This window comes from Herpetosiphon sp. (genome assembly GCF_003512625.1).
GTDB lineage: Bacteria > Chloroflexota > Chloroflexia > Chloroflexales > Herpetosiphonaceae > Herpetosiphon > Herpetosiphon aurantiacus.
Genome location: NZ_DOPT01000102.1, coordinates 11656 through 24752 on the forward strand (window position 1 = coordinate 11656; position 13097 = coordinate 24752).

8 protein-coding genes are annotated in these 13097 nt (G+C 50.3%); 5 read left to right on the forward strand and 3 right to left on the reverse strand.

Translation table 11 applies throughout. The features are described from left to right. Positions 1-233: 233 nt before the first annotated feature. Complete coding sequence (locus DEF47_RS23150) at positions 234-3452, forward strand: N-acetylmuramoyl-L-alanine amidase (protein ID WP_012191769.1); 3219 nt, start codon at positions 234-236, stop codon at positions 3450-3452. A gap of 42 nt (positions 3453-3494) precedes the next feature. On the opposite strand, the gene DEF47_RS23155 is transcribed toward DEF47_RS23150, so the two are convergent. From DEF47_RS23155 to carA, 3 genes are all read right to left on the reverse strand, one after another. Then, positions 3495-5051, reverse strand: coding sequence for an anti-sigma factor family protein (locus DEF47_RS23155; protein WP_012191768.1), 1557 nt, complete (start codon positions 5049-5051; stop codon positions 3495-3497). Next, positions 5048-5575, reverse strand: a complete 528-nt coding sequence (locus tag DEF47_RS23160) for an RNA polymerase sigma factor (protein ID WP_012191767.1) — start codon at positions 5573-5575, stop codon at positions 5048-5050. The genes DEF47_RS23155 and DEF47_RS23160 overlap by 4 nt, the downstream gene beginning before the upstream one ends. Before the next feature lie 136 nt (positions 5576-5711). Beyond that, positions 5712-6842 carry a glutamine-hydrolyzing carbamoyl-phosphate synthase small subunit gene (gene carA / locus DEF47_RS23165; protein WP_012191766.1) on the reverse strand — a complete coding sequence of 377 codons (1131 nt, stop codon included), beginning with the start codon at positions 6840-6842 and terminating at the stop codon, positions 5712-5714. A gap of 194 nt (positions 6843-7036) precedes the next feature. Between carA and DEF47_RS23170 the strand changes: the two genes are divergently transcribed. The 4 genes from DEF47_RS23170 to DEF47_RS23185 are packed head-to-tail and all read left to right on the forward strand — an operon-like array spanning position 7037 to position 13039. Beyond that, positions 7037-7822 (forward strand): enoyl-CoA hydratase/isomerase family protein, encoded by a 786-nt coding sequence (locus tag DEF47_RS23170; protein ID WP_012191765.1) that lies wholly within the window; start codon positions 7037-7039, stop codon positions 7820-7822. Between the two features lie 3 nt (positions 7823-7825). Next, positions 7826-11020: a response regulator gene (locus tag DEF47_RS23175; protein ID WP_012191764.1), complete on the forward strand. Its 3195-nt coding sequence runs from the start codon at positions 7826-7828 to the stop codon at positions 11018-11020. After that, on the forward strand, positions 11017-11397 hold the full coding sequence (locus tag DEF47_RS23180; RefSeq protein ID WP_012191763.1) for a response regulator: 381 nt from the start codon (positions 11017-11019) through the stop codon (positions 11395-11397). Before DEF47_RS23175 ends, DEF47_RS23180 begins: the two co-directional genes overlap by 4 nt. Positions 11398-11455: 58 nt before the next feature. Continuing rightward, positions 11456-13039, forward strand: a complete 1584-nt coding sequence (locus DEF47_RS23185) for a long-chain-fatty-acid--CoA ligase (protein WP_012191762.1) — start codon at positions 11456-11458, stop codon at positions 13037-13039. Positions 13040-13097: the final 58 nt, after the last annotated feature.

Here is a 13097-nt window from a genome sequence, read left to right on the forward strand (position 1 = left end):
GCGAGGCGAGGGGGAATCGCGCTCGCTCCCCTCGCCCGCCGCCGTGGGAGAGGGGCTGGGGGTGAGGGAACGAGAACTGGTTGCCAAACCAATGAACCATTCCAGCTATGCTCTCTCTGCTCTATATTTTCCCCCTTGTCATCCGATTGTCATTTAAAAGGCTGCTTTTGCTGCAAGGCTCATGCTACAGTTCGTAGCAACAGCTACGATTTAACCTAGTTTTGGGGGTTGCGATGAACCAAGTAGCATTTTGGTCGGTTGCATTAGTGCGTACCATTCGTCAGCCATTGCGCTGGTTGGCTTGGCCTGCGGCCATTATTGCGGCATTGTTTGTGGTTGCGGCTTCAGCCCAAACTGGCGAACGCCGTTCGGCTTCATTTGAGCCAGTGACAACCGTTTTGGATACCAACGCCTTGGGCCGTGGTAATGGGCAGCGTACCCGCATCACACCAGATGGAATTCGGCCTGAACCTGCTGGCGGGATGTTGATTACCGTGCCACAACAGGTCGATCAATTTAGTGATTTGCTGGCTGCATGGCGAGCCGATGTGCCGCTTTCGGCAACCTTGCAAATTTCGCTGCGAGTTTCCAGCGATGGCAATACTTGGTCGCGCTGGGGCTTAGTTGAAGAATCACACGATTTTTTGGATGAGCGCGATGCCGCTGATTTGCATTGGGGTTCGCCGATTTTTGCTGGGGTGGCAACTTGGTGGCAAGCTAAAATTGAGTTTGGGCCTGCGCCCGATGGGCGTTTGCCAATACTGCGCGAATTGCGCGTGGATACCGTTGATGTTGGTGCATTAACCCCTGCTACGCCTGAAACCGCTGCAGAACGAGCGACCGATGTGACCAAGCCGCCCGTGATTAGCCGCACTGGCTGGGGTAGCCCCGATGGTCAAGGCAGCCGCGTGCCCCCAGCCTACTATCCAGTGACCCATTTGGTGGTGCACCATACCGCCGATGCCAATAGTTTGGGCGGGAGCGAAGGCTGGTGGGGTGATCGGATTCGGGCGATTTGGTCGTTTCATACCTTTACGCGGGGTTGGGGCGATATTGGCTACAACTATTTGATCGCGCCCGATGGGACAATTTTCGAGGGTCGGGCTGGCGGCGATAATGCCGTGGCCTTTCATGATACTGGTAATTATGGCTCGATGGGCGTTTCGATGGTAGGAACCTATGCTAGTGTGCCGCCAACCAGTACCGCCCAAAATAGCTTGGTTGAATTGTTGGCGTGGAAAGCCGAGCAACGTGGAATCGATCCGTTGGGTCGCTCGTATTACTATGGCTGTGATATTTCGCGCTACTGTGGCAATGCTGGAGCAATTACCCCCAATATTGCCGGCCATCGCGATGTCGCGAATGATCCGGTTGGATATACTTCCTGTCCGGGGAATAATCTCTACGGCTTGTTGCCAACCATTCGTTCGCGGGTGCAATCGCGTTTAAGTAGTACGCCCGATAACGGCGATATGACGATTGATGATCTGGAATCGAGTTTTATTCGCTCGACGGCCCAATGGTATGAGGCTGAGTGTGGTGACGGGGGCCATATTTTTTACACCTTTGCCACCAATGATCCCGCTGAGAGTAGCAATAGTGGTCGCTGGCGTAATGAAAATATTGTCGCTGGCAATTATCGCATCTTTGCCCATGTGCCCCAAAATTGTGGCCTACTCAATGCAACCCAGAGTGCTCGCTACACAATTTGGCAAAATGGGGTGCAAATTGGCGAACGCGTGTTGAGCCAAGATACAACCACCGAGTGGATTGAAATTACCACCAATGCGCTGGCACTTTCGGGCCAGCCAGTCGAGGTGCACTTAACCGATTTGACCAGCGAGCCATTGAGCGCCAATCGTAAGGTCATTTTTGATACCGTGCGCTGGGTCAAACAAGATACCCAAGTCAATGTAGCGCTCGAATCAGTTAATTATGATCGTACAAGCTTGGCTGGTGGCGAATTGCTCAAAGTAACGTTCCGGGTACGTAACACTGGCAATGTGGCAATTGAAACCCAAGCTCCCGACGCGGGCAGCCCCAACGATAGCACCACGGGCTATACCTACGATGAGGGCGAATGTTTCCTTGGCAATGGCAACGATGCCTATCCGACCTATCCCAAGGAATCGGGGCGTTTTCGGCTGGTGCTTGGCGGTGATGGCCTGACGCTCGATTGTGCTGGTGATACTGGTGGATATCCATGGCGCTGGAGTATTGGCGGTGACCTTGGGCCTGGTGAGACTCGCGATTTGGTGGGCTATGTCCGTTTTCGTAATCACACCACCAGTCCGCGCCAAGTAACCTTGCGAGCAGGGCTGGTTCAAGAATATGTGCGTTATTTCAGCCAAAACCAAGCCAGCCAAACCATCACAATTAATCCCGAAAATGATGCACCTCAATCGTCGATTTATACCAATTGGCAACCCCAAGCCTTGGTTTACGAGCTGGGCGCGATTCCCGATGATTTTCTGGCGCGAACTGCCAACCCACTTTCGATTCCTGAAGGGGCGTTTTTGGGCAGTTTTGATTGGATCGGCACACGTTTAGATTTAGGCGATGGCGGGATTTTTGGACGAAATGATCGCTTTATTGTGCGCCAAACCCGTAGTTTTGTTGCGCCTGTTGCCGGAACCTATCGTTTCCGCATTAATTCCGATGATGGTGCTTGGCTTTGGATTGATGGTACGCTGGTGGCCGAGGCCCATGGCTTGCACCCTGAGCGCGAGGTCATTGGTGAGCGTTGGTTGAATGCTGGCGAACATCGGCTGGGCTTTAAATATTTTGAGCGCACTGCTCAAGCTGTGCTGAGCTACGATTGGCAAACGCCTGGCAGCAACGATTTTAGCCCGATTCCAGTGAGTGTTGGGGCGGGGGTACCCCGCTATGGCAACTATTTTGCCCCGAATGTTCAAATGACCATTGTTGCTGATGATCATGGTGGTTCGGGCGTGGCTGGCATTCGTTGGCGGATCAATGGCAGCACGTGGGAAGAGGATGCAGGCAGTAGCTTGACGCTTACCCCAAGTGGCGGCAACTTCAACTTAGAATATGCCGCCCGTGATCTGGCTGGCAATTTGGAAGCAACCCACAGCCTTAGTTGGCAAGTTGATGGTAGCCCGCCTAGCTCAAGCATTAGCAGTGCCACTCTTGAGCCAAGTGGAGCCGTGCGCCTGAACCTGAGCAGTAGTGATGCAGGCAGTGGCGTGCGCCAGATCGAAATTAGCGTGCGCGATCAGGCTGATGGGCAATGGTATGTGTGGGCAATTCTGCCGCCGAGCAGTTCGACCATATTTATTGGTCAGCCCGAGCATCGCTACGATTTTCGTAGTCGGGCGATCGATCAGGTTGATAATCGCGAGGCTGAGCATAGCGGCGTTGATGCCAGTGCCACTGTGCCCAGCACTGCCAATATTTATCGCATAACTGCACCGATTGTTAGCAAAAACTAGGCTTGGATGTAAGACCCGCTGCTTTGGTTGAGCAGCGGGTCTTTAGAAATCGTAAACCATGATTATTTCCTCAAATTGTTGCTGCGGGTAATCGATAAATGTCGTTTTCGTTGCTTGCACGGTATAGAGTGTACTAAAACCTGTTTCAGTTGGTTTTGATGTATGCACAGCATACACCTCAGAACCATCCCAATTAGGCGTAAAACTCACGGTTGAAGCTAAGATCGAACGTTGCCATAATTGTTTGCCACTTAGGCGATCAAACGCATAAAAAGTTGTTTTATCTTCGGTACTATCACGAATGATAATTGTTTGTTGATTGCCACTAAATTGAACATCGGTAATCCTAGCGAGGTCAGGATTGATCGACGTAGTTTGGCCAAATAGATCAAATTGTAGCTGTGAAGCATATAAATGATCATTGAGCTGTTGATTGCTAGCAAGTTTGCTTGTCTTGAGGATTGTTTGGTTTTTGAGATCGTAGGTTATAACATCTTGATCAGAAGTTATGAGGCTGAGCAGATTAGGGTTGTTTGCGGAGATAGCATAATTGAAGTAATCGGTAAATGGAAATGCTTGATCATAGGGATATAAGGTTTGATTACTTGCCAGATAGCGACAATCGCATTGCTGATTTGGATGTTTAATTGTGCCATTTGTGCTATCAATAATCAACAATTGTTGGTTAGTTACAACATTCGTTGGAATTTGGCCAGCTTCTTGTTGGGCCTGTTGACCAGCCTGTGCATTTGGTGGATTGATTGGGCTAGACATTGGATCTACTGAACCTGCCACATCATCCAAAACATCGGTGATTGAGTTTGACTGCTCGGCACTTACACCTAATGGATAGCTCGCCGATGGATAGACGGTTGTATCAACTTGTTGCTGGGGAATGATCGTGACCGATTGGGCTAAATCTGCTGTTTGGTTGGTTGGCTTTTTTGTATGGGCTGTCAGATAAAGCTCCTGTTGATTGGCACTCTGGTAGAGTCCTACAACAGTGCTGGTGTCGGGTTGCAATGGTAGAGATTGTTGCCACGTAGGGTTATCATCGCTGCTTTTACGACTTAAGACATAATGCGATTGAGTTTTACTCAACTCAATCCGATCGCCATTATCAGCAATGATTAATGCATCGACATTATTGGCTTGCCACATCACTTGATCATCTTGCATGGCGCGGACAAAGTGATTTTGCTCATGATCAATCCCTTTCACCAACAGCATTTGTTGCTGGGGCAGTGATGTTTCCTCGTTGGCTAAAGCTAAATAGGTTGGCTCGTTGCTGATTTGGGGCGCGATATCAAATTGCTTTTTCAAATAGACCCCACCTAAAAGCAACACAACCAACATCAGCGCATTGATTGTGTATTTGAACCTGCTAAATTTGGCCACTCGTCGCCGACTGCGGCTTGGCGCAACTAAACGCTCGCTCTGACCAAAGATCGAGCGTAAGTTGCGTTGCATGGATTTGGTTTTTTCCAACAACTCACGTAATTGTGGTTCTTGGGCTAAGCGTTCTTCAAAAGCTTGTCGATCAGACGAGCCAAAACGCTGATCAAGATAATCAAGCACTGCCGCTAGATCGTGGTTCATACATCCTCCAAGTGGTTGCGTAGTTGTGCATGGGCAGTGTGTAAACGCGACCGCACTGTACCAATTGGGCATTCTAAAATAGCTGCAATTTGTTCGTAGCTTAGGTCGTGAAAGTAGCGCAAGACGATGACGCTGCGCAATTTCAACGATAAATTACCAATAGCGTTCCAGATAACTTGCTCCTCCTCACTGCGCAACAAATTATCAAGGGTCGTGGCTTGAGGCTGTTCTGTCTCAGGCCGCAATTGTTCGCCGAGCCAGCGGCTTAGTCGTTTGCGGGTGCTTAAACAGCAATTAACCGTGATGTGATGCAACCATGTTGACCATGCTCCTCGGTCAGGGTCAAAGCGCACCAACGCCCGATTAACTCGCATCCAAACTTCTTGGGCGACATCTTCAGCATGGCCCCAATCTGCCAGTATCAAGTAGGCAGTTCGGAGTACCATTGTATGATAGCGACTATGCAATGATTCGAGTGTTTCGCTGTGCAATTGCTGAAATTCTGTCATAACAGATGAATTCATCGGAAGCTTTCCCTCATGCATGCTTGCTGAACTAAACTGAGGGTAACGTTAAAAAGTTCAGTTTTAAATGGGATTAAATAGAAAACCTCGATAATTTTGCCGATTATCGAGGTTTTGGGGCAATCGGTTTGGAAATTTAGCTACGTTGTTGATCAACGAGGCTGATAAAACGCCGGAAGTGTTCATCTCCATCGTGAGGGCCAGGCCCAGCCTCAGGGTGATATTGCACGCTGAAAACAGGCAAGCTCTTGTGTTGCAAGCCTTCACAGGTTTGGTCGTTACCACTAACTTCGGTCACCTGCACATCGCTGGGCAAGCTGGCTGGATCGAGGGCAAAGCCATGATTTTGAGCAGTGATTCGGACTTTGCCAGTGCTGGTATCGCACACTGGGTGATTGCCAGCATGATGACCAAAAGGCAATTTGAAGGTTGTACCACCCAAGGCTTGGCCAATCAATTGATGCCCAAGGCAGATGCCAAACACTGGCACATTGCCGATCAACTGGCGAATCGTTTCGACCGCATACTCCAAGGTGGCAGGGTCGCCTGGGCCATTTGAAATCAAAATACCATCAGGTTTTAAGGCTAGGGTCGCTTCGGCTGAAGTGCGATTGGGCACAACTGTGACCTTACAACCAAGATCGACCAAGCGCCGCAGGGTGTTGCGTTTGACCCCAAAATCGTAAACTACGACATGGCGGTTGTGCAATTGTTCAGGAATCGCTAGTTGTAAGGTAGTGAAATCGGCAGGTGTGCCTTCATTCCACTCATAAATGCTTTGGGTTCCCACGTCGCTAGCCAAATCGCGGCCTTCCATCACCGGGATGGCTTGAGCTTTGGCGACCAAACTAGCCGGATCAAGATCTTCGGTTGAGAGCACCGCCCGCATTGCGCCGGCTGCCCGAATATGGCGAGTCAAGGCTCGGGTATCTAAATCAGCCACCGCCATAACACCGCGCCGTGCTAATAGCTCGCTGAGAGATTCGCGCGAACGCCAATTGGATGGCCGCTCGGTAAATGAACGCACGATCAAGGCTTCGGCCCAAGGCATGGCTGCCTCAAGATCAACCTCGTCAATGCCATAATTGCCAATATGCGAGGCGGTTAAGGTTACTAACTGACCGCGATATGAAGGATCGGTCAAAATTTCAGCGTAGCCAGTCATGCTGGTATTGAATACAACTTCACCTGCACGTTCGCCGCGTGCACCGACAGCCCGCCCCCAAAAGGTGCGTCCATCTTCCAATGCCAGTAATGCGCGTGTCATGGCAACTCCAAGCTAGAAGCAATCGGGTGGTTCAGCCAAAACTGAGTACCAACCGAGTATTATAACGGAATCAGCATTTTTTGGGGTTGCTGCTTGCGTTGACGCTCTGCGTAAGATGGCCTATGATAAGGCCAAACCACTGCCTTTTCCTCGCTGTTTAACACCAAATTCTTTAGCACAAAGGAAGATCGTCAATGACTGACACGCTTCTGATTAGCAAAGCCGACAATGTAACCACTCTCACGATTAATCGCCCAGCGGTACGCAATGCCGTCGATCAGCCAACCATGGATGCGCTGCGAGCGGAAATTGAGGCTTGCGAGCATGATGGCACTCGCTGTATTGTGATTGCTGGTGCTGGTGGGGCATTTTCATCGGGAGCCGATATTATGGCGGCGCTCCAATCTGGTGGCACGGCAAATGATGTATATCGGGTTTTAACTGAATCGTATGGCCCAACGCTGTTAGCAATTCGCCAATCGTCGTGGCCTGTGATTGCTGCCGTCGATGGCGTAGCGGCTGGTATTGGCTCAGATTTGGCGTTGGCCTGCGATTTGCGCTTGGTTTCGAGCCGTGGGCGCTTCTCAGAAATTTTTATCAAAGTTGGCTTAATTCCCGATGGCGGTGGAACCTATTCGTTGCCGCGCCTGATTGGCCTTGGGCGGGCGATGGAATTGATGTTTACCGGGGCGATGGTAGAGGCTGAACGAGCTTTGGCTTGGGGTATGGCCAATGCAGTCTTTGATGAAGCAAATTTTGCCAACGAGGTGCAAGCTTATGCTGCGACGATTGCGGCACAAGCTCCTTTGGCGTTAACCCGTGGTAAACGCGCAATGTTGGCCGCCCAAAATGATCAAAGTTTTGCCGATGCGCTACGTCGTGAAGCCGAATATCAACGCGAAATTTTTAATAGCGAGGATGGCTTTGAAGGCTTTCAGGCCTTCTTGCAAAAACGCCCACCTGTGTGGAAAGGACGATAACTCGTGCTAGCTAACCTGTATAGCTCAGATCAACAACGCTCACGCTTTATCTGGTTAATGGGCATTCAAGCGGTCTTGGTGGTTGTGTTGCTGATCGCCTCAACCCTCTTGACGGTTGGCATGAACCGTTTACGCGATCGTGATGAAACGTTGCTGAGCTATCGGGTGCGTTTAAATGACGTTAATATTGCTCTGTTATCGTTGCACAACAATTTGCGCGGCTATACCAGCACTGGCTCAGATATTTTCTACGCGGAAATTCAAAAAGAACAGGCAGTTGTTACCGAGGGTTTGCAATTTCTCTTAGTCAACCCGCCCGACCCGAGCTTGCCCCAAGTCGCTGAGCAAGTCGATCAATGGCTGCTCAATACCTATCAGCCAGTGCTGGATGCAGTGGCCAACCAAGAAATGCTGTTGGCCGAATTGACGCTTGAGCAAGGTCGCCCACAAATCGAGGCGGTAGTTAACACGACAACCAGCTTGCGCACTGAATTGCGCCAGCGCTCGGAAGATTATCGCAACCAAATTGATACTTACAATTGGATTAAACTGGCCTCGATTGGTTTGCTCTCAGCATTAATTGTGGTTTCGATGATTGTGACAGTGCGCTTCTGGCGCACCCAACAGCACTTAATTCACGAAATTGAAGATAAAGGCAGTCAACTGCTGCAAAGCAACCATGAATTAAATTTCAATACCAATCAACTTTCAATTATCAACAGTATTTTGGGCGTGCGGATCAACGAGTCGCGGGTGTTGCGCGAAATCAGCGATTATTTGGTCAATAATCCTACCCCCGCTGAGGCCTATAGCTTTGTGGCGCAAACTGTTGGTAATGTGCTGAATACCTGGTGTAGCATTGCGCTGCGTTTGCCCCCGCCCCGCGAGGAATTTCTCGATGTGGTGGCTTCATATCATTCGTTGCCCAGTCGCCAAGCCTACATCGACCAAATGGTGCAAACAGTCCAATTTCGCATCGATAATGGTCTGTATTCGCCAGTCTTTACCCAGCATGCTCCCTTGGTTGAACTCTTCAATGTGCCCGTTGAGCAACGTCACCCCAACTATTTGACCAACGAGGTTCGCGAACACTTGGAGCCATTCACGCTCTATTCGTATATCGCTGTGCCGATTAAAATTCAGGATGAAGCAGTTGGCCTGATTTCGGCAGCCTCAGATTCGCCTGAACGGCTGTTTGACCATGATCAAACCTTGTTTGTGCGCCAAGTCGCTGATCGTTTGGCCGCTTGGCTTGAAAATATTCAATTATTTTATTTGCTCAAACAACAGGCCAACGAGCTGCAAACGAGCTTCGATAGCCTCGACGATATTGTAGTTTCCTACGATAGCCGTGGTCATCAAACGCGAATCAACGAGGCTGGCACGCAGTTTTTTGCTGGTCGCCACTTTGATTTTCTCTCCAATAATTTGGTTTGGCGCACGGCTAAGGGCAATGTATTGGGCTTCGATGAGCATCCGATTCAGCAGGCGTTGGCTGGCACAACCGTGCGTGATGTTGAAGTTTCGTTATCACGCTCCGATGGTGTGCCGATTATTCACGAAGTCAGCGTTTCGCCGCTGCGATCTGCCGATGGTTCAATTGAAGGCATTGTGCTGGTGGCGCGAGATTTGAGCGCTCGCAAGGAGCTTGATCGGCTCAAAGAAGAACTTGTTGCCAATATGAGCCACGAGTTGCGCACGCCGCTCACTGCCATTTTGGGCTATAGCGAATTGCTGCTCAAACGCCGCACCGAAGTGCTTACGCCTTGGCATACCACCAAGATTGAGGGGATTCGCACTGGCGGCCAGCGTTTGCTGAGCCTCGTCAACGATCTGCTAGATATTGCCAAGCTTGATGCTGGCCGCATCGAGTTGCAACGCCAAACCACCATCATTAATAGCTTGTTGCAAGAGCAAGTGGCGATTTTGCAGCCGATGCTTCGCGAGAAACAGCAAACCCTCACCTTGCAACTGGGCCAGCACATCCCCTTGCTCATGATCGATCCTGAGCGGATTGGCCAAGCAGTGACCAATTTGTTGAGTAACGCCATTAAATTTACGCCAGAGCAAGGTACAATCACCTTAGCCTCAACCGCCTTGAACATTGATGAGCATGGCCAAATTGACTGGCTGGATCAAGTGTTGGCGACCGAAGTGCCGCCGATGTTGGCAGGCCAATATGTCTTGATTCAGGTCAGCGATAGTGGGGTGGGCGTGCCAGCCGAAGCGCTCGTAAAATTGTGGGATCGTTTTTATCAAGTTGAGGGTGGCTCGACGCGCCGTTTTGGGGGCACAGGCTTAGGTTTATCGATCGTTCAGCAATTAGTTGAATTACATGGTGGACGGACATGGGCGACTAGCGCAGGCGAAAATCAAGGCAGCAGCTTCACAATTATGTTGCCAGTCAGCCGCGGTGCCCAATTTGTGAGCCTCACTCAAGGCTTACGGCGTTCGATTTTGGTGATTGAAAACGATCACCAAACGGCCCAATATTTGGAAGAACAATTGCAAGCGGCTGGTTTTGAAGTGATTGTGGCGACTGATCATCATAGTGCCTTGACTTGGGCCAAAGATCATTCACCAGCGGCAATCACCCTCGATTTGCTCATGCCCAATAGCGAAAGCTGGGAAACCTTGGCAGCCTTGCGCGAAATTGACCATTTAGCGCAAGTTCCCGTCTTGATCGCAAGCGATGCTTCGGTATACAATGAGCTACCAGGGGTTGGTGTCTCCACATATGTAGTCAAGCCAATTGATAGCCAAATTCTGATTCGGATTATTCGTCAACTGATTGGGGCTCAAGGCCAAACAGGGTTTATCTTGGTGGTTGATGATGATTATGATATGGCCGAACTGCTGTGTGCTACTTTGCAAGAGCATGGCTACGTTACCCAAGCCTCATACGATGGGGCGGCGGCGCTCGATCTGATTCAACAGGGCAATTATCCCCAACTAATTTTGCTTGATTTGATGATGCCAGAGGTTGACGGCTTTCAGCTACTCGAAAAACTGCGGGCAAATCCTGAAACTCGTAATATTCCCGTGATCATTGTGACTGCCCGTGACTTAACCAATGAAGAAATTCGCCAATTGCGCCAAGCTGCGCAAGCCATTCAGACCAAACATACCCTCAGTATGCGTAAGCTGGTTGCTGAAGTCCAACGGTTTGCCCCGTTGAAGGAATCGGATACCCCATGAACACACCAGTTTTCTTGCTGGTCGAAGACGATCCATACAACCGTGATATTTTGCGCGAAATTCTTGAGGATTACGCCGATTGTGTGATTGTCGAAACCACCAATGGGCGTGAAGCACTCAATTGGATCATGGGTCAGAGCAAGCTGCCGAGCCTGATTTTGCTTGACATGATGATGCCAGAGATGGATGGCTTTGAATTTTTGCAAGAGCTAGCCCAGCACCCACAACGCCAACAAATGCGGGTGGCTGGCGTGAGTGCCCGTGCCCATAGTCACGATCGTGATCGGGCTTTGCAAGCGGGCTGCTGGCGGTATCTTACCAAACCCTTTGATATTCGAGAAATTGAATCAACAATTGCTGCGGCGCTGGCAAGCTAAGGTTTGAGCAGTGCGGTGGTAGCTTTTTCTATATTGGGCTTTTTAGGAGGTTTCATTGATGATTCCCCAGACGGCTACGACGCTTAATTTGGCCACAATGCTCGAAGATCATGCCCGGAAACGCCCCAACCGCACTGCCCTCATTTTCAACGATATGCGCTTCAGCTATGCTCAACTCAATGCCATGACCAACCAAATTGCCAATGGTATGGTTGCGTTGGGCATCAAGCCAGGTGATCATGTAGCACTTTCCTGCCCCAACTTGCCCTATTTCCCCATGGTGTATTATGCGGCGCTCAAAGTTGGCGCAGTGATCATCTGTTTGAATATTATGTTGAAGCCGCGCGAAATCGCCTACCACTTGAGCGATTGTGATGCCAAGGCCTTCTTCTGTTTTGAAGGCACTGCCGAGTTGCCGCTGGGTCAAATGGGCAAAGCTGGCTTTGATGAAGCGCCAAACTGTGAGCATATGATTATGCTGACGACCAATCCGGCGGCTCCATCGCCAATCGAAGGCGTTAAAACCTTGGGTCAATTGATGTACAATCAAGCCCCAAGTTTTACCACCCACGCCACCAAAGCCGATGATACGGCGGTAATTTTTTATACTTCGGGCACAACTGGCCAACCCAAAGGCGCTGAATTAACCCACGCCAATATGTTTTTCAACGCCATGGTTGCCCGCGATTTGGCCTGGCCAATTCTTGATAACAGCCTCGATGGCTCAAATGTGGTGCTGATTACCCTGCCATTATTCCACTCAACGGGCCAAACAGCTCAGATGAACGCCAATATTTTTGCTGGTGCAACCCTGACCTTGCTGCCCCGTTTCGAGCCAGCCGCTGTTTTGGCCGTCATGGAGCGCGATAAAGTCAACCTTTGGACAGGCGTGCCAACCATGTTCTGGGCACTCTTGCAATACATCGCTGCCAATAAGATCGATCCCACGCCGATTGCTGCCAACTTGCGCCTAACCTCATCTGGTGGTGCGCCCATGCCGGTCGAAGTAATGCGCCAATTTGAAGAAACCTTTGGCGTGCGGGTGCTCGAAGGCTATGGGCTTTCGGAATGTTCACCGATTGCCACCTTCAATCATATCGATCTGCCCTCAAAGCCAGGAACGGTTGGTCAACCAGTTTGGGGCGTAGAAGTTTGCTGTGTTGATGATGCTGGTAATCCTGTGCCAGCTGGCGAAAAGGGCGAGATTCTGATTCGTGGCCATAATGTGATGAAGGGCTACTACAAGCGCCCCGATGCCACCGCCGCCGCGCTGCAAGATGGCTGGCTCCACACTGGCGACGTTGGGGTGATCGATGAAGAGGGTTATCTAGCAATCGTTGATCGCAAAAAAGATATGATTTTGCGTGGTGGCTACAACGTCTATCCACGTGAGCTAGAAGAAGTGCTGATGACCCACCCAGCAGTTTCGTTGGTCGCAGTCTTGGGTGTGCCCGACGAAAAACTGGGCGAAGAAGTCAAGGCTTTTATCGTCAAAAAACCAGGAGCCGAAGCAACCGAGGAAGAAGTAGTGGCATGGTGTCGCGATCAATTCGCCGCCTACAAATACCCACGCCTCGTCGAATTCCGCGATCAATTGCCAATTAGCGCCACTGGCAAGATTCTCAAACGCGAATTACGCTAAGCCCAAGTGAGAGATGAGAGCGGAGGGGCAGAAGAACATAGATGTAATGGTTTATCGC

Coding starts and splice junctions, on each gene's coding strand:
- carA (WP_012191766.1), bottom strand. CDS start 6,842: ATGACACGCGCATTACTGGCATTGGAAGATGGACGCACCTTTTGGGGG.
- DEF47_RS23170 (WP_012191765.1), top strand. CDS start 7,037: ATGACTGACACGCTTCTGATTAGCAAAGCCGACAATGTAACCACTCTC.
- DEF47_RS23155 (WP_012191768.1), bottom strand. CDS start 5,051: ATGAACCACGATCTAGCGGCAGTGCTTGATTATCTTGATCAGCGTTTT.
- DEF47_RS23160 (WP_012191767.1), bottom strand. CDS start 5,575: ATGAATTCATCTGTTATGACAGAATTTCAGCAATTGCACAGCGAAACA.
- DEF47_RS23180 (WP_012191763.1), top strand. CDS start 11,017: ATGAACACACCAGTTTTCTTGCTGGTCGAAGACGATCCATACAACCGT.
- DEF47_RS23185 (WP_012191762.1), top strand. CDS start 11,456: ATGATTCCCCAGACGGCTACGACGCTTAATTTGGCCACAATGCTCGAA.
- DEF47_RS23150 (WP_012191769.1), top strand. CDS start 234: ATGAACCAAGTAGCATTTTGGTCGGTTGCATTAGTGCGTACCATTCGT.